General features: G+C 59.4%; 22 protein-coding genes. 8 read left to right on the forward strand and 14 right to left on the reverse strand.

The window, feature by feature from the left end; genetic code table 11:
- Positions 1 to 10 precede the first annotated feature (10 nt).
- On the forward strand, positions 11 to 784 hold the full coding sequence (locus ACP8IT_RS08775; RefSeq protein WP_005284145.1) for an IclR family transcriptional regulator domain-containing protein: 774 nt from the start codon (positions 11 to 13) through the stop codon (positions 782 to 784).
- A 9-nt stretch (positions 785 to 793) separates the two neighbouring features.
- Entirely contained in the window at positions 794 to 2,011 is a 1,218-nt protein-coding gene (locus ACP8IT_RS08780) for an acetyl-CoA C-acetyltransferase (RefSeq protein WP_284624377.1), read from the forward strand.
- A gap of 12 nt (positions 2,012 to 2,023) precedes the next feature.
- Here the strand turns inward: ACP8IT_RS08780 and ACP8IT_RS08785 are convergent, their stop codons facing one another.
- Positions 2,024 to 2,188, reverse strand: a complete 165-nt coding sequence (locus tag ACP8IT_RS08785) for a hypothetical protein (RefSeq protein WP_005278122.1) — start codon at positions 2,186 to 2,188, stop codon at positions 2,024 to 2,026.
- Between the two features lie 154 nt (positions 2,189 to 2,342).
- Here ACP8IT_RS08785 and ACP8IT_RS08790 point away from each other — a divergent pair, with 154 nt between their 5' ends.
- The gene (locus tag ACP8IT_RS08790) at positions 2,343 to 2,624 is read left to right on the forward strand and encodes a hypothetical protein (protein WP_023017147.1); all 282 of its coding nucleotides are present in this window, start codon (positions 2,343 to 2,345) and stop codon (positions 2,622 to 2,624) included.
- 68 nt (positions 2,625 to 2,692) lie between these two features.
- Here the strand turns inward: ACP8IT_RS08790 and dnaG are convergent, their stop codons facing one another.
- Positions 2,693 to 4,612 (reverse strand): DNA primase, encoded by a 1,920-nt coding sequence (gene dnaG, locus ACP8IT_RS08795; protein WP_490289931.1) that lies wholly within the window; start codon positions 4,610 to 4,612, stop codon positions 2,693 to 2,695.
- A gap of 226 nt (positions 4,613 to 4,838) precedes the next feature.
- Between dnaG and ACP8IT_RS08800 the strand changes: the two genes are divergently transcribed.
- Positions 4,839 to 5,261, forward strand: a complete 423-nt coding sequence (locus ACP8IT_RS08800; protein ID WP_284609743.1) for a guanyl-specific ribonuclease — start codon at positions 4,839 to 4,841, stop codon at positions 5,259 to 5,261.
- Between the two features lie 2 nt (positions 5,262 to 5,263).
- Positions 5,264 to 5,497 carry a hypothetical protein gene (locus ACP8IT_RS08805; protein ID WP_490289932.1) on the forward strand — a complete coding sequence of 78 codons (234 nt, stop codon included), beginning with the start codon at positions 5,264 to 5,266 and terminating at the stop codon, positions 5,495 to 5,497.
- Between the two features lie 208 nt (positions 5,498 to 5,705).
- Here ACP8IT_RS08805 and ACP8IT_RS08810 read toward each other — a convergent pair whose 3' ends face one another.
- On the reverse strand, positions 5,706 to 6,998 hold the full coding sequence (locus ACP8IT_RS08810; RefSeq protein ID WP_490289933.1) for a deoxyguanosinetriphosphate triphosphohydrolase: 1,293 nt from the start codon (positions 6,996 to 6,998) through the stop codon (positions 5,706 to 5,708).
- An 11-nt stretch (positions 6,999 to 7,009) separates the two neighbouring features.
- Positions 7,010 to 7,597, reverse strand: coding sequence for a YdcF family protein (locus ACP8IT_RS08815; protein WP_490289934.1), 588 nt, complete (start codon positions 7,595 to 7,597; stop codon positions 7,010 to 7,012).
- Positions 7,598 to 7,668: 71 nt separating this feature from the next.
- Between ACP8IT_RS08815 and ACP8IT_RS08820 the strand changes: the two genes are divergently transcribed.
- Positions 7,669 to 9,687, forward strand: coding sequence for a TPM domain-containing protein (locus tag ACP8IT_RS08820; RefSeq protein WP_490289935.1), 2,019 nt, complete (start codon positions 7,669 to 7,671; stop codon positions 9,685 to 9,687).
- A gap of 48 nt (positions 9,688 to 9,735) precedes the next feature.
- Here the strand turns inward: ACP8IT_RS08820 and ACP8IT_RS08825 are convergent, their stop codons facing one another.
- Genes ACP8IT_RS08825 through ACP8IT_RS08835 form a run of 3 tightly spaced genes read right to left on the reverse strand, consistent with a single transcriptional unit; the run spans position 9,736 to position 12,159 of the window.
- Positions 9,736 to 10,254: a hypothetical protein gene (locus ACP8IT_RS08825; protein ID WP_490289936.1), complete on the reverse strand. Its 519-nt coding sequence runs from the start codon at positions 10,252 to 10,254 to the stop codon at positions 9,736 to 9,738.
- A gap of 11 nt (positions 10,255 to 10,265) precedes the next feature.
- A complete protein-coding gene (locus tag ACP8IT_RS08830; protein ID WP_490289937.1) occupies positions 10,266 to 10,775 on the reverse strand; it encodes a hypothetical protein in 510 nt (169 codons plus the stop codon).
- A gap of 4 nt (positions 10,776 to 10,779) precedes the next feature.
- Positions 10,780 to 12,159, reverse strand: a complete 1,380-nt coding sequence (locus tag ACP8IT_RS08835; RefSeq protein ID WP_005278106.1) for a glycine--tRNA ligase — start codon at positions 12,157 to 12,159, stop codon at positions 10,780 to 10,782.
- Positions 12,160 to 12,347: 188 nt separating this feature from the next.
- Between ACP8IT_RS08835 and ACP8IT_RS08840 the strand changes: the two genes are divergently transcribed.
- Together ACP8IT_RS08840 and ACP8IT_RS08845 are read left to right on the forward strand one after the other, a co-directional pair.
- Positions 12,348 to 12,638, forward strand: coding sequence for an ArsR/SmtB family transcription factor (locus ACP8IT_RS08840; RefSeq protein ID WP_005278104.1), 291 nt, complete (start codon positions 12,348 to 12,350; stop codon positions 12,636 to 12,638).
- A 68-nt stretch (positions 12,639 to 12,706) separates the two neighbouring features.
- Complete coding sequence (locus ACP8IT_RS08845; protein ID WP_034658244.1) at positions 12,707 to 13,126, forward strand: Fur family transcriptional regulator; 420 nt, start codon at positions 12,707 to 12,709, stop codon at positions 13,124 to 13,126.
- Positions 13,127 to 13,157: 31 nt separating this feature from the next.
- On the opposite strand, the gene ACP8IT_RS08850 is transcribed toward ACP8IT_RS08845, so the two are convergent.
- From ACP8IT_RS08850 to ACP8IT_RS08880, 7 genes are all read right to left on the reverse strand, one after another.
- Positions 13,158 to 13,910, reverse strand: coding sequence for an isoprenyl transferase (locus ACP8IT_RS08850; RefSeq protein WP_278722959.1), 753 nt, complete (start codon positions 13,908 to 13,910; stop codon positions 13,158 to 13,160).
- A 10-nt stretch (positions 13,911 to 13,920) separates the two neighbouring features.
- Entirely contained in the window at positions 13,921 to 14,637 is a 717-nt protein-coding gene (gene recO, locus ACP8IT_RS08855; RefSeq protein ID WP_005278101.1) for a DNA repair protein RecO, read from the reverse strand.
- 6 nt (positions 14,638 to 14,643) lie between these two features.
- Positions 14,644 to 15,681: a GTPase Era gene (gene era, locus ACP8IT_RS08860; RefSeq protein WP_005278100.1), complete on the reverse strand. Its 1,038-nt coding sequence runs from the start codon at positions 15,679 to 15,681 to the stop codon at positions 14,644 to 14,646.
- Between the two features lie 912 nt (positions 15,682 to 16,593).
- Entirely contained in the window at positions 16,594 to 17,613 is a 1,020-nt protein-coding gene (locus tag ACP8IT_RS08865; protein WP_490289938.1) for a formamidase, read from the reverse strand.
- 125 nt (positions 17,614 to 17,738) lie between these two features.
- A complete protein-coding gene (pdxY, locus tag ACP8IT_RS08870; RefSeq protein ID WP_474899538.1) occupies positions 17,739 to 18,587 on the reverse strand; it encodes a pyridoxal kinase PdxY in 849 nt (282 codons plus the stop codon).
- Positions 18,588 to 18,638: 51 nt separating this feature from the next.
- Positions 18,639 to 19,259 carry an rRNA maturation RNase YbeY gene (gene ybeY / locus ACP8IT_RS08875; RefSeq protein WP_005278097.1) on the reverse strand — a complete coding sequence of 207 codons (621 nt, stop codon included), beginning with the start codon at positions 19,257 to 19,259 and terminating at the stop codon, positions 18,639 to 18,641.
- Entirely contained in the window at positions 19,260 to 20,237 is a 978-nt protein-coding gene (locus tag ACP8IT_RS08880) for a PhoH family protein (protein ID WP_005278096.1), read from the reverse strand.
- Positions 20,238 to 20,241: the final 4 nt, after the last annotated feature.

Genomic DNA, 20,241 nt, shown 5'->3' on the forward strand with positions numbered 1-20,241 from the left:
AGGACACACCGTGGCAGATACCCCCGTAGTGCAATCTCTAGCCCGCGGACTCAATGTCATTCACTCGTTTAATGGCGAACGACCGCGGCAGACATTGGCCCAGGTTGCCGAGGTCACAGGCCTAGCACGTGCCACCGCCCGCCGCTTTCTACACACGCTTGTCGCAGAAGGTTATGCCCGCACCGATGGCTCAGTTTTTTGGCTCACCCCGCGCGTTTTGGAACTGGGCTATTCGTATCTATCGAGCTTGGGACTGCCGGATATTTCCCAACCCCATTTGAGGGAGTTATCCACCAAACTCGATGAGTCCTGCTCCGTCAGCGTGCTCGACCGCGACACCGTTGTCTATATCGCGCGCGCCGCAGCACACCGCATCATGTCCACCAATATCACCATCGGTACCCGCTTCCCAGCGCACGCCACATCCATGGGCCAGGTGCTACTCGCTGACTTAACACCGGCGGAGCTAGATGAATATTTCGCCACCACCGCCCCGCTCGAACAGGTCACCCCGCATACCCTGGTATCCCAGGACGCGCTGCGGGCCAGGCTCGGTGAGGTGCGGCGGCGCGGCTGGGTCATCGTGGACCAAGAGCTTGAAATCGGCCTGCGCTCCATCGCCGTTCCCATCCGGGATCGCACTGGGCGCGCTGTGGCGGCCATTAACATTTCCACCCAGACCTCCGTGTATTCCACCCAAGATCTCACCGCGCAGATCCTCCCGGAGCTTCTCACTACGTGCGCGGCCATTTCCCACGATCTCACTACCACCGAAATTTCCTAAGGAGAATCCATGAATACCCAAGACGTTGTCCTGTGTTACCCCAAGCGCACCCCAGTCGGTCGTTACGGCGGCGCGCTCAAATCCGTCCCCGTCCAGGATCTGGCCAGCCTGGTGGTGTCCACCATCGTGGAAGAATCCGGCATCGACCCAAACGTCATCGATGACATTATCCTCGGCCAAGCTTCCCCCAACGGTGCTGCACCGGCCCTCGGCCGCGTCGCCGCACTCGATGCTGGCCTGCCCGTCTCCGTTACCGGCATGCAGCTCGACCGTCGCTGCGGCTCCGGCCTGCAAGCCATCGTGACCGCCGCCGCTCACGTTGCTACCGGCGCGGCCGAGGTGGTCATCGCCGGCGGCGCCGAATCCATGTCGCGTACCGAGTACACCGTGGACGGCGATATTCGCTGGGGTGCGAAGGGTGGAAACATGGTCTTTCGCGATCGCCTCCAGGAAGCCCGCGAAACCGCCGGTGGTAAAAACCACCCCATCCCCAGCGGCATGATCGAAACCGCCGAGAACCTCCGTCGCGAGCGCTCCCTGGCGCGCGAGGACCAAGATGAGCTTGCGGTGCGCTCCCACCACAACGCCGCCCGCGCGCAAGAGCAGTCGCTTTTCGATGCCGAGATCGTCCCCGTCTCCGTTCCCCAACGCAAGGGGGAACCCATCATCGTGGACAAGGATGAACACGTGCGCGCCGATTCCAGCGTGGAAAAGCTATCCAAGCTGCGCCCGGTAATGGGCAAGCAGGATGACGAGGCCACGGTGACCGCAGGTAACGCCTCCGGCCAAAACGACGGCGCCGCCGCCGTACTCGTTACCACCCGCGAAAAGGCCGACGAGCTCGGTCTCGAGCCGATGGTGGTATTGAAGGGCTGGGCGCTTGCCGGCGTGGAACCAGAGCGCATGGGCATCGCACCGGTTGAGGCAACCCGCAAGGTCATGGACCGCCTCGATCTCACCTTCGATGACCTCGACCTCATCGAGCTCAATGAGGCATTTGCCGCCCAAGCCCTCGCGGTACTAGATCAGTGGGGGATCTCGCCCGAAGACCCCCGCTTCAACCCCAACGGATCCGGCATCTCACTGGGCCACCCGGTGGGCGCGACCGGTGCCCGCATCGTGGTTACCGCCGCGCACCACCTGCGCCGCACCGGTGGCAAGCGCGCGCTGGTTACCATGTGCATCGGCGGCGGCCAGGGCCTTGCCGCCATCGTTGAGGCAGTCTAGCCTCCACAAGCGCTATTCGCTGCTGCCGTAATCCCCCACCGGGCGCTGCACCAGGGCGCCATCCGCGTTGGGCTCGCCCGCCGCGATGCTGGCAGTAACCAGCGCGGCTAGGGCCACGGCCGAAGCCGCAGCTGAGGCCATCGCCGAGTCCCTACCTGCCCGCATGGAATACTTCATTTCCTTAACGTAGCGCGAATGAAGGTTAGGGGAAAGGAAAAAGAGAATAAGGGGTAGATGAGGGGTGCGGTGGATAACCCGACAACGACACCGCACTTCGCTGTAAGCTGGAGTGGAACTTTGCTCGCATGATTTTAAGGGGACTTAGTCAATAATGATCCAATTCGTCTTTGGCGCCGCCGCAGGGTACGTATTTGGCACCAAGGCGGGCCGCAAGCGCTACCACCAGATGAAAAGCGCCTACCAAAAGACCGTCAACTCCCCCGCCACCAAGTCCGCGGTGCGCTCCGCGCGCAAGATGGTAGCCAACCGCCTGGATCCAGAGCCACGCATGCGCGAAATCCACGACCTTTCTGAAAAGCGCCGTGGAAAAGGAAAAATTCGGGGCGACCAAACCCCGCAAGCCGATCGCATCTATGAGCCGGATGAGGATTAAAGCCCTTCCGCGCTAACCCCCTCCCCGCGCAGCACCTGAACTAGCGTCCGAGTGCCTGCCCGGGGATTTTATATGCCCGGGGTGCCGCGAAAGGCGCGGTCATTGAGCTCGCGGCGGGCCTGTTCCAAGGCAATCAGGTCCGCGAACAGGGAGTTATAGCCGGCCTCATCATCGGTAGGCCGCATCCGGCCCAACTGGGCCTTCAGCTGCGCAATCTGATCACCCACGACGGTTTCCTGCAGCCGCGAGAGCACCGAGTCCGCATATTTTTCCGCGCCCACGTCCGTGGGCAAGATGGCCTCAACTGCCAACTCGGAAACGAAATTCCTCCCCGTCAGATCCTGCATTTCCCCGGCAACGGCGGCAATCCAATCCACCCCGGACATGGTGGCACCCTTTTCTGCCCCGCCCACGGCGGAAATCGCTTGGCGCACGATGCGATAGGCGTCGTTGGTATAGGCATCGGCAGTAATGCCATCAAAGTACGAGCCAACGACCTCCGGCATCTGCAAGGCCAATTTCAGCGCCTCCCGCTGCGGCCACAGATGGGTCTCCTTCGGGCTGGGCGGTTGGATCATCGGCACGTCTTGCTGCGCCGGCTGTGGCTGGGCATTTTCAAAGCGGCGAATCGTCGGCTTGTCTGCCGTCTTCGGCTTCTTCGCCTCCGCGCGCACTTGGCGCAGCACCTCTTCCGGATCGTTCCAGCCCACCCAGCCGGCAAGCCGGCGGGCGTATTCGCGCTGCAGGGGCTGGTCCCGGATCTGCGCGACGATGGGCACCGCCCGCCGCAAGGCCTGCAAGCGACCCTCGGCAGTATCGATCCGGAAATCAGCAATGACTGACTGAATGACAAACTCAAACATGGGGATGCGGTCTGCCACCAAGTCGCGCACCGCGGCATCGCCTTTTTCCAAGCGCAGATCGCACGGGTCCATGCCATCTGGTGCCACGGAAACAAAAGATTGTCCGGTAAATTTCTGCTCGCCGTCAAAGGCACGCATCGCGGCCTTCTGCCCCGCTTCATCACCGTCAAAGGTGTAGATGAGCTCGCCGTGGAAATAGGAATCATCCAGCATGAGCCGGCGCAGCACCTGCAGGTGCTCCCCACCAAAGGCCGTACCGCACGAAGCCACGGCAGTCTTAATGCCTGCCGCGTACATGGCCATCACATCCGTATAGCCTTCCACCACCACGGCCTGGTGGCCTTCTGCGATATTGCGCTTGGCCAAATCCAGCCCGAAGAGCACCTTAGACTTGTGATAAAGCATGGTCTCGGGCGTATTCATGTATTTGCCCAGCTTGTCATCATCAAAGAGCTTGCGCGCGCCAAAGCCAATAACGTTGCCGGAAAGATCCTTAATGGGCCACAACAAGCGGCGGTGAAAACGGTCAATGGGACCGCGCTTGCCCATCTTGGAAATGCCGGCTGCCTCTAACTCCTCAAAGGAAAAGCCCATGCGCAACAGGTGCTTTGTGGCGGTGTCCCAACCTTCCGGAGCGTAGCCACACTCGAAATCATAAATAACCTCGCGGCTAAACCCGCGGTCCAGCAAAAAATTGCGCGCCGTTGCCGCCTCTGGGGTTTCCAGCTGCTTCCGGTAGAACTCGTGCACCGCCTTATTCGCCGCGATGAGCCGCTGCCTAGTACCCGGCTTCTCATGGCGGGCACCGGTCGAGCCGCCCTGGTAATTAATGTGGTAGCCAATCTTCTGCGCCACGGCTTCCACGGCCTCAGGAAAAGAGACCTGTTCCATCTCCATTAGGAAGCTAAATACATCGCCGCCTTTACCGGTGGAAAAGCAGTGATAATAACCGCGCTGCGGGCGGACGTGGAAGGACGGCGTCTTTTCATCTTTGAAGGGGCTCAATCCCTTCAAAGAATCGTGCCCAGCAGGTTTGAGCTGCACATATTCGCCCACGATTTCTTCTAAAGGCGCGCGTTCACGGATAGCTTGGATATCACTGTCCGGAATTCTGCCCTTTGCCATGGCTACAGACTACCCCGCCCATATATCGGATGCTTAACTGCCAAAGCCAGGATGGTCGCATTGGACCGCGCCGGTTAGCAAGTACACAGAATCACCGTGTTTTACCCACATGTGGGGCGGCCTCTCCCCCCGGTATTCCCACCCCCGGAACGGGGCAATTTTGGATATTGCTCTTGACGCGGTGGACGTTTATGTTTTCGAGATAGTTCCTGCAACAATAGGGAGCATGTCCAAGTCCAAAGCGTCTAAGAAATCGCTTCCAGTGGCCCTTGGTGGACTCGCCATCGTCGCAGGCGCTAGCTACTTCGGCTTCGACCTCGGCGGTAACGAGGATGCAACGTCGACGGATGAGACCTGCGCTATTTCTTCCCTTCCCAGCGAGGCCGAAGAAACCGCAGACGATATTCTGGCCGGCGGCCCCTATGACTACCCCGACAATGACAATTCCCATTTTGGCAATTATGAAGGCGTCCTCCCCCAGCAGGCGCAGGACTACTACCGCGAGTACACGGTAGAAACCCCTGGCAGTAACCATCGCGGTTCGAGGCGCATCGTCACCGGCGGCGGCACCGAAACCGACCCCGATGTGTGGTACTACACCGACGACCATTACCAAACATTCTGTTCTATCCCGGACGCAGAGGATTAATAGTGCACCGCATTTTAATTACGGAACCCATCCGTACCCGTACGGATTTCTTCAATGCCTTAGGACGCACCCATGGATGTGTGGATTGTGGCCCGCGCGGCCTAGAGGATCTAGCTAACTTCCTGCGTGAGAATGAAATATCCACCATCGTGGCTGCCAACATGGAAATGGAATTGGATGACTTCGCGGCCATCGCCGCCGTTGTCCAGGATGAAGGCGTTAGGCTCGCCCGCTAATAGCTAGTCCGCGGATGCTGGAGCTCTGAGGATGCTGGTGCCCCGCAGATGCGGACATTCCGCAGATGCTATAGGTCCTCTGCAATAACTGAGCATCGCGCGCCCTCAGTTATCACTTTTCCGCCTCAAAAATAGCAGCGGAGGTTGCACTTTTAGAGAAAGGCCGCGCCCAAGCTCCTCCGAAGGGGCCACCCAGCCCGTTTAACCATTAATCCAAGAAGCCCGAAAGGTCAGCGCTGCGCCGGGCCAGCCGCTCCAGGCGGGATTCGGTCATGGAGGCGATCTGGTCAACGATGGCGCGGTCGCGGGCGGCATCGGTATCGGCCTGCTCCCACCACAGGCGGAAGGCGGCATCGAGCGAACCGGGCGCACCGGCGACGAGGTAGTCGTAGACGCGGTAGATGCGCTCTCGCTGACGGTCTTGGCGGGCCAGGTGCGCTGGTTCATCCATCACATAAAGCACTGCAATCGTCTTTAAGAGCTTGACCTCTGCTTGTGCCAAGGGCGGAACGCGCAGGTCACCGTGCATGCGGCCGAGCGTATTGGCGCTGATGAGTTCGGCATTCGCCTCCGAGGTCGCGCCAATAGTGGCACCCACGTAGCGCCCTACCAGCTCAGAGGTCATCTTTTTCAGCTTGGCATAATCGCGCAGGGTGTAGTTGAAATTACCAAGGGCATTGATGACATCGAGGTTGCGCAGGCTATCGGCGGCTTCCAAGAGTTCATCGGCGGTTCCGCCAAAGGCCTCGGCGCCCTTTTCTGCAAGGTGGGCTAGTTCCACCAAATCCCACAACACGTTCAAGGAAATGCGCTGGGAGATGATGCCGTCTTCCACGTCGTGCACGGAATAGGCAATATCATCGGACCAGTCCATGACCTGGGCTTCGATGCATTTTCGCTTATCGGTATGGCCTTCGCGCAGCCACGCTAAAAGGTCCGCATCCTCATCATAGGCGCCGTATTTCCGGTTGATGGTGCCATCCGGATTGGTCTTGGTCCAAGGATATTTGCACGCGCCATCGAGCGCGGCGCGGGTGAGGTTGAGACCAAAGCTGTGGGCGGTGCCATCGGCGTCTTCGACGAGGACTTTGGGCTCGAGCCGGGTCAGGATGCGCAGCGTTTGCGCATTTCCCTCGAAACCGCCCTGCGCAACTTCATTGAGCGCATTTTCGCCATTGTGCCCATAGGGCGGGTGGCCGATATCGTGGGTAAGCCCAGCCATGTCACAGAGATCCGGATCGAGGCCGAGGCCGGCGCCGATGCCGCGGGCAATCTGGCCAACCTCGAGCGAGTGGGTAAGCCGCGTGCGCGGGGTATCGCCATCACGTGGGCCTACGACCTGGGTTTTATCCGCCAATCGCCGCAGCGCAGCCGAGTGCAAGACGCGGGCGCGGTCGCGGGAGAATACCCCGCGGTGTTCTTCGATATCGCTAATCATGGATCCCTTGGGCCGTTCTTCGGCCAGCCGGGCAAAATCAGCTGCAGCATAAGAGTAAGACACGGCGTTTTAGTCTATTCCCCCAGCGTGCGGTCTGCGTCTTTATTTTGCATCGTTTCGTGCCGCAGCTTCTGATTCGGCCGCAGCATCAGCTCGATGCGGTACAGGCGCCTTTTCCAGGCACGCGCGCACTGGGGAGAAACGATGCTGGCGAGCCCAATATAAAACAGCCCGCCGCATTCGTGTGCGAGGTAGCGCCACCAGGGCTTGGAAAAGCGCCGGGCGGGATAATAGGGCGTGCCGGAAACGTGGGCGTTGAGTCCTTCCTGCTTAGCGATGACCCACGTGCGCAACCTGTGCAAGGGATCGGTGACGATGATGGCATCGGCAAGCCCGTGGGCATCGATAACCGCAGCTAAGGACTCACGCGTATCGAGGCCCTCCTCCACGGCGGATACCTGCAGCCCAGGGAAATGCTCGCGCAGGTAATCGCGGGCAACCCCGGCCTCGGTAAACCGATCCCCGGGCAGCTGGCCGCCCACGGTAATCACCGGCAGACCGCGGGAGGTGGCCAGCTCCCCGGCATGGCGCAGGCGCCCGGCTAGGATGCGGGAGGGGCGGCCATCGTATTGCGCGGTGCCTAAAACAACGACGTATTTCACAATGCTTCCCACCCTACTGCCTGCAGAGGAGGTTCTCCGGATTGGGCGTTCGGGCAGGTAGAGTTGTGGGCATGAATCTTAGTGCACGAATCGGCCGCGCTACCATCGCGGCATTTTTGCTCGGCTGCACCTCCATTGGCGCAGGCCAGGCCCTAGCCGCGGAGACCACTACCATCGCCCAAGCCCCGGATACGGCGGCGGTGACGGATAGGGTAAACGATGAGGCAGGGGTCTTAAGCACCGAGGAAATTAGGGAGATCAATGAGAAGATCACCCAGCTGCAAAAAGACCAGTCGCTCATCATCTTCGTTGTCTTCGCAAACGATCTTGGCACTGATCCAGAAAGCTATGCGCGCAGCATCGTCAACGAGAAAGGCCCGAATTCTGCGGCCTATGTCGTTGGCGTCAATGAGCGCCAGGTGGGCGTGCAGACCGGCGATCAATGGCCCGAAGGCCGCCTGGATCAGATGCACGATGCAGCCTACAGCAAGCTATCCGCCGAGGAATACGGCGCTTCTGCGATCGCGCTTGCCGATGCCGCCCTTGGTAACTCCAGCTCCTCCGATTCCTCTGGCATAGCCTGGTTGGGCGGTGGCGCCGCCGCCATCATCGCTGCAGGCGGTGGCATCTGGTACTACTCGCGCCGCAATACAAAGAAGAATCAGGCAAAGACCTTAGAGTCCGCCCGCGAGATTGCGCCAGAAGATACCGATCAATTAAACCGGCTGCCGCTAGATACCCTGGATAAGTTGGCCCAGGAAGAATTGGTCTCCACGGATGAATCCATCCGCCGCGGCAAGGAAGAGCTCAATATCGCCCTGTCTGAATTCGGGCCGGAGCGCACCCGCCCGTTTACCAAGGCGATGAATCACTCCACCTCTACCCTGCAAAAGGCCTTCAAGATTCGCCAGCGCCTCGATGATGCGGTGCCGGAATCCCAGGCCGAGCGCCGGCAGATGCTGGTAGAAATCGTCTCTACCTGCGGCCAGGCCGATGACGCTTTGGATAGCCAGGCAGAAGAGTTCGCCCAGATGCGCGACCTGCTGCTGCAGAGTGACTCCAAGTTGGACGAGCTCACACAGCGCACCGTCGGACTGCGCACTCGCCTGCCGGGCGCCGAAGGTACCCTCACAAAGCTTCAAGAGGACTATTCCGCAGAGGTTCTATCCTCCATTGCGGATAACCCAGAATTGGCCAGCGCTTCCCTCGATGAGGCGGAAAAGCTCCTGGACCAAGCCCGCGAGGTGCAGGGCCAGCCGGCTGGGAAGCAGGGTTCACTCGTGGGCCTTATCCGCGATATCGAGCATGCCACGGAGGTTACCGATAGGCTCCTGACCGGTGTGGAGCACGCCGAGGAGAATATTTCCTCCGCGCGCCGCAATCTGGGCGCGCTCATTACCGAGGTCGAGGGCGAAATCGAGGAAGCCCGAGAGCTGGAGCGCCAGGGCAAATCCCAGGGCACCCAGGCGGATTGGGATGCCCTCGAGGAGCTGCTTGAGCGCGCTTCTGCCACTGTCACTGACGCCAAGCAACAGGGGGATACGGATCCCTTGGGCCAGCACACCGCCCTTATGAGCATCGATACCGAGCTCGATGAACGCCTCGACCGCGTGCGGGAAAAGACCTCCACCCACGCGCGCCAGCTCGAGCTTTTCCACCAGCAAATGTCGGTGACAGAATCCAATATTCAGGCCGCCGAGGATCTCATTTCCTCGCGCGGGCGCATCGTTGGTTCCGGCGCCCGCACCGCGCTTGCCGATGCCAAGCGTCTCCACGCCCAAGCTCTGCATACCCAGCGCAGCGATATCCGCGGTGCGCTGCAATCCTCCCGCGAAGCCGTTGCCGCAGCACAGACCGCCCTGCAGCGGGCCAAGGATGATTCCGATGAGTACCGCCGCCAGCAACAACGCCAGCAGACGAGTTCCACGGCCGGCAATATCATCACCGGTATGGTCCTAGGCCAAATCTTGGGCGGCGGTGGCCGCGGCTTCGGCGGCGGTTTCAGCGGAGGCGGCGGCAACTTCGGTGGCGGCGGCGGAGGATTCTCCGGCGGCGGTGGCGGAGGCGGTTTCCGCGGCGGCTCGTTCTAGAGCGGCTCCTTCTAGGCCGCCGGCTTAGAAGGCCTGCTTGATGAGTGCTTAGCCGCGCACGATGCGCGGTGTGGCATCGACAAGCAGGCAACTATAGCTCAGCACCACCGCATCTAGGTCTGGAAGGCCATTGTTATCAGAGGCCGCTACTTCTAGGCCATTGCCCCGCGGGTTAAGGCGCGCAACTTCGGTGCCCTCCGCGCTGCCATCTTGGCTGTCGAGGGCCAGTATGCGGCGCTGCTTGCCAAAGATGGCGGAGCGCTCCAAAAGGTAGTGTGCATCTCCGCAGGTCGCGCGCAGGCGCGTGACGGTCAAACCCGCCTGCGAAACTTCACACTGCTTCGCTGCCTCGGAGCCCGCCCTGCGGCTGGCACGCGGCCTAGCCCGCAGGAAGAAACGCGGGGAGGCGGTCGCACCGTCTAGCGACGTCTCCACATCAAAAAGCACATCCGGCTGTGCGGGATCCCCAGAGAGCGCGCCGGCAATGGTCAGTACCCCGTCTCGCACCCAGGCGATGTCGGTACCGCGTACGTCACGCAGAGTAGTACCTGTCCACTGCCACGGCATCGTTCCCGCCATTAGAAGATGAACACCGCCAGCAGGGCGACGATGGAGGCCAATACCAGCGTGATGATCCATACCCACGCGGAGTTTTTGGTGTTCTTTTCCAAAATCGCGCGGGTAAACCAGCTCAGAACGGCGATCTCGGCGGTGCTTAAGCCTTTCGCATCGTCTTCGAATTCCAAGATGGCCTTGCGCACGCCAGAATTCTTGGCGGAAAACTGTGCCACCTTGTTGTCATCGACGTCATCGATGATCCAATCGCCGCTATTTTCATTGACGTAATGAAAGGTGCGGCCATTGAGCGATGCCTCCAGGCGCTTATCGCGGCCGAGGCGGCCGGCGAGGCGGTAGACGGAGCCATCGTCAAGCGTGGCCGAAGCGCCCAGATCGCTGACCTCGACGCGCCAAAAGTTGCCGTCTACCTCGGCGGAATGCTCCGCAAAGACGCCTAGGCGCTCCGGCCCTTCCTCAACGAGGAGGACGGGCTTTTCGCGGTCGGAGCGATCCCAGCTGGTGTAGTGCATCTGCTTAGCATCCAATCAGGCGCGCGGCGAGGTAAGACTCAAGATCCTCAATCTTTACGCGCTCTTGCTCCATGGTGTCGCGCTCGCGCACGGTCACGGCGTTATCCTCGAGGGAATCGAAGTCGAAGGTGACGCAGAATGGCGTACCGACCTCGTCTTGGCGGCGGTAGCGGCGGCCGATGGCGCCGGAAACGTCAAAGTCCACGTTCCAGTAAGCGCGCAGCTTATCCGCGAGTTCGCGAGCCGGGGTGGAGAGCTCCTCCTTCTTGGACAACGGCAGGACAGCGACCTTGATGGGGGCCAAGCGGCGGTCCAAGCGCAGGACCACGCGCTTATCGGTGCCGCCCTTAGCATTCGGGGCCTCTTCCTCGTCGTAGGCATCTACCAGGAAGGCCATCATGGAACGGCCCAGGCCGGCGGCCGGCTCGATGACGTACGGAATCCAGCGCTCGTCATTGGCCTGGTCATAGTAGGACAGGTCCTCGCCAGAGCCCTTGTCGTGGACGGACAGATCGTAGTCGGTGCGGTTGGCTACACCTTCCAGCTCGCCCCACTTGGAGCCCTTGAAGCCGAAGGCGTACTCCACGTCCACGGTGCGCTTGGAGTAGTGCGAGAGTTTTTCCTTGGGGTGCTCGTACAGGCGCAGGTTTTCTTCCTTGATGCCCAGGTCGGTGTACCACTTGTAGCGGTCATCGATCCAGTACTGGTGCCACTCTTCGTCCTCGCCTGGCTTGACGAAGAACTCCATCTCCATCTGCTCGAACTCGCGGGTGCGGAAGATGAAGTTACCCGGGGTGATCTCGTTGCGGAAGGACTTACCAATATTGGCAATGCCGAATGGCGGCTTCATGCGCGAGGAGGTCATCACGTTCTTGAAGTTGATGAAGATGCCCTGTGCGGTCTCCGGGCGCAGGTAGTGCAGACCTTGCTCGTCATCGACTGGCCCCAGGAAGGTCTTCAGCAGGCCAGAAAAGGCCTTCGGCTCGGTCCAGTCACCTGGCTGGCCGGTTTCCGGGTCATTGATATCCGCCAGGCCGTTTTCTGGCTCGTGGCCGTGCTTTTCCTCGTAGGCCTCGATCAGGTGGTCGGCGCGGTAGCGCTTACCGGTGTGGCGGGATTCCACGAGCGGATCAGTAAAGACCTCCACGTGGCCGGAGGAGACCCACACCTGGCGCGGCTGGATGACGGAGGTGTCCACGCCCACGACGTCGGGGCGGGATTGGACCATGTGGCGCCACCACTGGCGCTTGATGTTTTCCTTCAACTCCACACCAAGAGGACCATAGTCCCATGCGGAGCGGGAACCGCCGTAAATCTCACCCGCCTGGTAGACCAAGCCGCGGCGTTTACACAGATTAACAACGGTATCGATAAGGGATGCCATGGTTGTAAAGGACTCCTCTGGTAGGGGACAGTCGTGACAATCTCATTCAGTTTAACCCTTATCCCCCATCAGTAGTGAGATCAGGGGGTGCAAATTTAATTCGGTTAATGTACAGGTAATGACCAACTTGAGGTAATATAGTAATGGTCGACAGATAATAGATACCGTATTGAAGGTGCCCACTCCCTATGACGACCGTTCAATTAGCATTTAATAACTCTGCGGCCGCAAGCGTTATCGCGGCCCTCGATTCCCCGCTGCGCATTTCCATTATTACCCGCCTAGCGGAGCGCGACCATTACGTGCACGAGCTGGTAAAAGCCACCGGCAAGTCCCAGCCACTGATTAGCCAGCACCTGCGGGTGCTTAAGCAGGCAGGGATTGTCAGCTCCGAGCGCAATGGGCGCGAGGTGACCTACTCTCTGGTAGCACCGGAGGTGTTAACCCTTTTGGAAGACGCCGCGAAAATCGCCTCTTAATCACTAGTCTGCATATAAAGACGATTTATTATAGCGCTTGTTGAAAAAGAGTTGATAATATGGATGGCATGTCCATTCATGAGAGTATCCCCAAGCTCGGCTCGCGCAATACTAAACAGCGCACCGCGGTGGTCGAGGTCCTGCGGGACATCGACAAGTTCGCCTCCGCCAAGGAAATTTATCACCAGCTCCAAGAGCGGCAAGAAAAGGTCGGCCTCACCACCGTCTACCGCACCCTACAGTCTCTTTCCGATATTGATGCCGTAGACGCACTACACATGCCCAATGGCGAGACCTTGTACCGCCATTGCGAAACCGACGCGCACCACCACCACTTGGTATGCACCAAATGCGGCCGCACCGAAGAAATCGATGGTGGCCCCATTGAAAAGTGGGCTTCGGCCGTAGCCGCCGAGTACAACTTCGAACTTACAGGCCACGACGCGGAGATTTTCGGCGTCTGCTCGCAGTGCGCCGCCGCGCAGTAATCATGCGCACTGTTTTAACCTCCCTATTTCCCTACTTCACAGCACCGAAGCGGCGATCGCGGCGGGCATATTCCTCAATGGCAGCGAAGAGATCCTCCGGGGTGAAATCAGGAAATAGCTTGTCCTGATAAATCATCTCGGCGTAGGCAGATTGCCACAGCAGGAAGTTCGAAGTGCGCTTCTCACCGGAAGGCCGCAAGAATAGATCCACATCCGGCATGCCGGGATCATAGAGATTCTCTGCGATGGTGCTTTCTCTAATATCGCGCGGGCGGATTTCACCAGCAGCGACCTTTTCCGCAATCTGGCGCACGCCATCGACCATTTCCGCCCGGCCGCCGTAATTGACGCACATGGCCAGCGTCATTTTCGTATTATTTTTGGTCAATTCTTCGGCGGCCTCGAGCTCTTTAATCACCGAACGCCACAGGCGCGGGCGCCTTCCCACCCACACCACGCGCACGCCGCGCTCATTGAGCCACTCTCGCTGCCGGCGCAGCACATCGCGGTTAAAGCCCATCAAAAAACGCACCTCTTCTGGGCTGCGCCTCCAGTTTTCCGTAGAAAACGCATAGGCCGAAAGGTATGGGACACCGGCGGCGAGGCAGGCATCGACGACATCGAGAAGCACCGCCTCTCCCCTGCGGTGGCCTTCCGTGCGTTTCATGCCCTTTTCCTGGGCCCAGCGGCCATTGCCATCCATCACCAACGCAATATGGCGCGGCAGCAGCTCATCCGGGATATTCGGCGGGGTCAGGCGACGAGAAGGATCTGGGGTAATCACGGACTACAGTTTACTGTTCCATCACCTGTAATGCGGACACATTTCGCTCCATGTGCCACTGCAGGTGCGCCCGCGCTAGCCGATGCCCCTCCTGCCGCTGCGCATTCGTCGGGTCCGTCGGGTAGCCATGTGCCAAAAGCCACAAGTGGTGCAGGGTTTCCGGATCCACCTCTGCAGCACCTGGTGGCCGGCATTCGTGGCAGGCGGCGCCGCCGACGGCCGGGTGAAAGGCGTGGTGCGGGCCGGGGCGCTGGCACTGGGCGCAATCAAAAAGGCTCGGTGCCCACCCGGCATGCGCCATGGCCTGCAATAAGAACGCATCGAGCGTTTGCGTCGGCTCCTCGGTTTGCAGATGCTCTAGCGTCGCCACCACCGCGTTGTAGAGATACGGGTCGCCGTCGCCATCCGCGTAGATGAGCCGCTCGGCCGACTCCAAGACCGCGCACGCGGCCGTATAGCGTTCGTAGTCTTCGATGAGACGCGCACCAAAATAATTCACCGTATCCGCTTGGGAAATCGTGGCCAGGTTCTTCCCCACATACAGCTGGACGTCCAAATTGACGAAGAGCTGCAGCCGCGAACCAAAGCGGGATTTTGCTCGGCGCACGCCCTTGGCCACCGCACGCACCAACCCATGGTTTTGGGTGAGAAGTACGATTACGCGGTCGGCTTCCCCAAAATCATAGGAGCGAATGACCACGGCGCGGTCGCGGTAATTTTCGCGCATGGCCTTTTAGAACCCGAGCCTGCCCAACGACTTGGCATCCGATTGCCAGTTCTTCAGCACCTTGATGCGCAGGTCCAGGTACACGTTCTGGCCCAGTAGCTCCATGATTTCCTTGCGGGCATTGCCCACGATGCGGCGGAAACGCAGGCCATCTTTACCCTCGATGATGCGCTTTTGCCCTTGACGCTCCAAGTACATGATGGCGTGAATATCCAGCACTCCCTCACGCGTGCGCGAGGGCAGCATTTCATCGATTTGCACCGCAACTGAGTGCGGCAGCTCCGCCTTCAAGCCAGATAGCGCGGCCTCACGGATGAGTTCTTCAATGCGCTTTTCTTGCCCCTCATCAGTGATGTGATCATCCGGATAGAACTTCGGGCCCTCCGGCAAGTGATCCACGATGACCTGCACCAAGTCATCCAGCTGCACGCCCTTTTTACTAGAAACCGGAATCACCACAGCCTCCGGATCCTCTTGCGACAATAGCTCGTGCAAGGCCAGAAGCTGCGCGCCTACCTGGTCCTTGGAGGCTTTATCCAGCTTAGTCACGATGCCGATGATGGGGGTCTTCGGTGCAATCGAGCGCACATTGTCCAAGATCCACCGGTCACCCGGGCCGATCTTTTCATCCGCTGGAATGGTCAAGCCGATGACATCCACATCCGCATACGTTTCTTTGACCACTTCATTCAGCCGCTCGCCCAACAAGGTGCGGGGGCGGTGCAGACCCGGCGTATCCACCACGACCACCTGTGCATCCTCGCGGTGAACCAAACCGCGGATGGTGTGGCGAGTCGTTTCAGGCTGGTCCGCGGTAATGGCAATCTTTTGACCTACCAGCGCATTAGTCAGCGTGGATTTACCCGTATTCGGGCGGCCCACAAAGGAAACGAATCCAGAGCGGAATCCTTCTGGGGTATCCGTGTATTGCGAATAATCTAGCGGAGCGGCCTTCTCCCCGGCGACTTCCGGAGCAGCATCATCGGGGCCATCTGGCAGGCCCTCGAATGCCGCATCAAACTGTGCATCAATATCAGAACTCATTACCTGCAATGATAGCCCACCGCACCAAAATCTCCGATTGTTTCACGCCACAACAAATCTGCAGGCTAAGCTAAGACAGTTCTCTCCTCCAAGGTATATCTCTCACCGCTTTCTGAAAGGCACTCCGCCATGCCAACCAAGTCTCCCCTACTGCTCCTGGGCGCTCTTCTCACCTTTTCCATTAGTGCCTGTTCATCCCCTTATGCTGACCCTTCGCCTTCCGAAGAGGAATCCACCAGTACTTCTACTAGTTCATCATCCAGCTCACCCAGTGCCTCCTCTTCGAGCAGCGTTGCACAAGCCACCACGCAAGAGCCCACCTCCGAAACCCCAGCAGAACCAGAAACTCAAGTAACAACTGAAGAGTTAGGCACACAACCGCAGGCAGCCACCCCTGAGCCAGAGCTGCTGTACTGCGAAATGGGCCTTGGCGCAGTCGGGAGATTTTCTGATGGCTCTTCGCACCAAACCGAACTGTGCAATACCCCTGCACTCCAGCGTTCCGTGCGCGCGGAAGCGGTATGCGGTGGTATTAATGGGCACTTGCTTTATCCAGACGAGTGGTCCGAACTCTGCAATGGCGGCGCTCCATATTCGGGACCACCGCAGGGTGGAGCCTCACCAGAATTCTATGACGAAGGTTCTTTTGCAGAGACACCCTCGCAGGCACAAGGAGAAGGACTCTAGAGCGGTGCCTCGAAGCTGTATCCCGCCTACCTTTTCGCAGATGCTATAGGTCCACTGCAACAACTGAGCAAATTCGCGCCTGAGATATTGCAAATCGCGTTCAGATATACCCGAAGACGTTGACCTTTTGCGCTTTCGATCGGTTCAACAACAGCCCGAAGGCCCCGCTCCCTCAAAATGTACGAGGGGCGGGGCCTTCAATAGCTAAGAGATTTAGCCAGGCGCCTATTTCTTGAATTCATCCGGAAGCGGGCCTATCTGCGGTCCGTCCGGGTAGTACTTCCAGCCGTCCTTGATGCGGACATCATCGGACCACGGTAGTTTGTACTCGCCCTTGGCCAGATCTTCTACCCAGGTGAGGTAGTTTTCGGTCTTTCCGCCTGGGTAGCCAACGTAGCCGCGATTGCCCAGGTTGAAGATGTTGTTTTCGAGGCCCCAGTTGATGCGCGCCTTATCAGCCAGCGCTGGGAATACCTCTGCAGTGACGATTTCGCCCGGGTTGCGGTGACCCTCAGAAATCATGTGGCCGTCGTAGTTGCAAACATTGCCTTCACCGAAGTAGTAGAAGACTTGGTCATAGCCCGCCAAGTTCACCGATGCCGTGTACATGAGGTTCTGGAAGGCGTTGGTCTTGTTGGTCATCACCCACTGGTCTTGGGTCTGGGTGGAATAGCCCGAGATACGGATATAAACATTGGCTCCCTTATACGCTGCTTCGCGGGCGAGCTCGGGGAACATGCCATCGTGGCAGATATTGACTGCAAGCTTGGAGCCCTTGGGGCCATCGCATACCGGCATGCCCAAGTCACCTGGGTACCACGGCTCGATGGGGGTCCATGGCTGCAGCTTGCGGTAGTGCAGCGCAATCTCGCCGTCGGAGTTGATGATAATCGCCGTGTTGAACGGGGGCTTTCCTTCCTCATGGTTGGGTTCCATGATGGAGAATACGCCCCAGAGGTCGTTATCCTTACAAGCCTGCTTGTACTGGTCCACCTTGGGATCATCGAGCCCGATGAGGAATTCATCGTAGGACCAGATCTTGGTATTCAACCCCGAAGAGTAGTATTCCGGAAAGACGATGAGATCCAGGTCTGGGTAGCCAGCCTTGGTCGAGGCAACCATGCGGCAGATTTCATCGACGTTTGCCTGAACGTCTTCTGGGGTATTGACTACGGGAACTGGGTATTGGATAAGGGCCATCAACAGGCCGTCGGGGGATGCGCTGATGCTTCCGGTGCTGGACAAGACGGGACTCCAATCACGTCGTCGATTAAGTTACACCTATCACTCTATATGGCGAACATCACGTATCCACTAGAAAAGCGACGCGCTTGTCTCGGATTACAGACCGCATCCCCCTGGGGGCAGCTTTAGAGCTCCTCTGCCTGGAATTGCATGCTCGGGTGGGCGAAGGCGTCCTGGGCCTGAATGAGCTGCAGCTCGGTGGATTCCGCCTCATACGTCGAACGCAGAAGCTCATAGACGGAAGACGCGGTACGGCGCAGCGCTTCTTTTACGTCATGGGTTTCAACGTAGTGGCCGGTAAACAGCGCGGCGGTCACGTCACCGGAACCGTTGCGCTTAAACGGCAACAGCGGGGTCGAGAGCAAGAAAGCGCGTTCACCATCGACGGCGAGCATCTCGATCTGATCCGCAGGGGTTTCCGGGCGCTTTACGGAAGTAACCAGCACGGTCTTGGGGCCCATTTCCTGCGCCTTCTTCACCGCCGCCAAGGTCTGGTCCAAGGTGCTGACCTCGGTATCGGTCAGATAGCCCAGCTCAAATTGGTTAGGAGTGATGATATCGGCAACCGGCACCACGCGGTCGCGCAGAAGCGGCGGAATGTCATCGGAAACGAAGCAGCCCGACTTCGCATTACCCATCACGGGGTCGCAGGCGTAGAGAGCCTTGGGGTTGACGGCCTTTATGCGGCGGACGGTGTCCACGATGGCATCGGCAATGTCGGCACCACCCTGGTATCCGGAAAGGATGGCGTCGATGCCTTCAAAAGCACCGCGCTTTTCGATGCCATCGATGATCGACGTGACATCACTGGCCGGAATCATCGGCCCGCCCCAGTCACCGTATCCGGTGTGGTTGGAAAAATTCACCGTGTGCACGGGCCACACCTCGTGGCCGGCGCGCTGGAGGGGAAAGACGGCCGCGGAATTTCCCACATGGCCGTAGGTGACATGAGACTGGATGGAAAGGATAGTCATAGCTATCCATTGTGCTACTGACTGTGCACAGAGACAAAGGAATGGGCGAAATTATTCTTGGGGTTCCTCGTCGCGTGGTTCCCCGATGGCAGGAATTCCGCCACCAGGCACCTGCTCATCAAGGCGTGCGCGCTCGGCAGCATCCGGAAAGGCCTTCGGGCCCGATGGCTTTGGCTGGTAGCTCTTCCCGCGAGCAGCGAGGTCATCGTACCAATCCGCCAGCAGCTCATTCTGCCGGGCAAACATTTCCTTTTCCTCCGCCGCGGTGGCGTGATCGTAGCCCAGCAAGTGCAGGCAACCGTGCACCGTCAACAGCGCGAGCTCGTGCCCGAGCGAATGCCCGGCGGCATCGGCCTGGCGCAGGGCAAACTCGGGGCACAATACGATATCGCCAAGCATGGCAGGGCCCGGATCGGCGGCATCGGGGCGCCCACCACCAGAAGTGGCGCCGGGGGTAAGTTCATCCATGGGAAAACTCATCACATCGGTAGGGCCCTCTAGATCCATCCAGCGGATGTGCAGATCCTCGATGGATTTCAGGTCCACGCAGGTAATGGTGCATTCCGCAGCGGGATTGATGTCCATGGCGCCGAAGGTATAAGAGGCGACATCGATAAGCATCTCCTCGTTGACGCCATCAAAACCCGACTCATTGAGAAATTCGATACTCACTTATTCCCCCTCGTTTTCCGCGGCGTTTTTATTATCAAAGGAATCATAAGCATCCACGATGCGGCCCACCAGCTGGTGGCGCACCACGTCCTGGGCGCTGAGATCCGCAAAGTGGATATCGTCCACGTTATTGAGAATCCGCCGCACGATGCGCAGGCCGGATACCTGCCCGCGCGGCAGGTCCACCTGAGAGATATCGCCGGTGACCACGATGGTGGAGCCAAAGCCCAGGCGGGTCAAAAACATCTTCATCTGCGCCGGTGTAGTGTTTTGTGCCTCATCGAGGATGACAAAAGCATCATTGAGCGTGCGCCCGCGCATATACGCCAGCGGGGCGACCTCGATGATGCCGGCATCCATGAGCTTGGGAATCATCTCCGGATCGAGCATGTCCCGCAGGGCGTCATAAAGCGGGCGCAGGTACGGGTCGATCTTGTCATTGAGCGTGCCTGGCAAAAAGCCCAGGTTTTCGCCCGCCTCAACCGCCGGACGGGTAAGAATAATGCGCGAGACCTGCTTATTTTGCAGCGCCTGCACGGCCTTCGCCACCGCCAGGTAGGTCTTGCCAGAACCGGCCGGGCCAATGCCAAAGACCACCGTATTATTGTCGATGGCCTGCACGTATTCGGATTGCCCCACGGTCTTGGGGCGGATGGACTTGCCGCGGCGCTTGACGATGTCCGCCGCCATCGCCGCTGCCACCGACTGCGGCGCCTCTACGGCCACCATGTCCATGGTGTGCTTGACCGTATCGGTAGATACGGCATGGCCGCGCCTGGCGATGGCCTCGAGCTCATCGAGGATCTTCGCGGCGCGGGCTACCTCGTAATCGGGGCCGGTGACGGTGACAATATTGCCGCGGGCAAAAAGATCCGCATCGAGGCGGTCATTGAGCACGCGGAGGTTATCGTCCGCGCTGCCCAAAACGCTGCTGACATACGCGGAATCGATCTCACATTTCTTGGTGATGATAGGCACGTCT

This window comes from Corynebacterium sp. LaCa_23 (assembly GCF_058182375.1).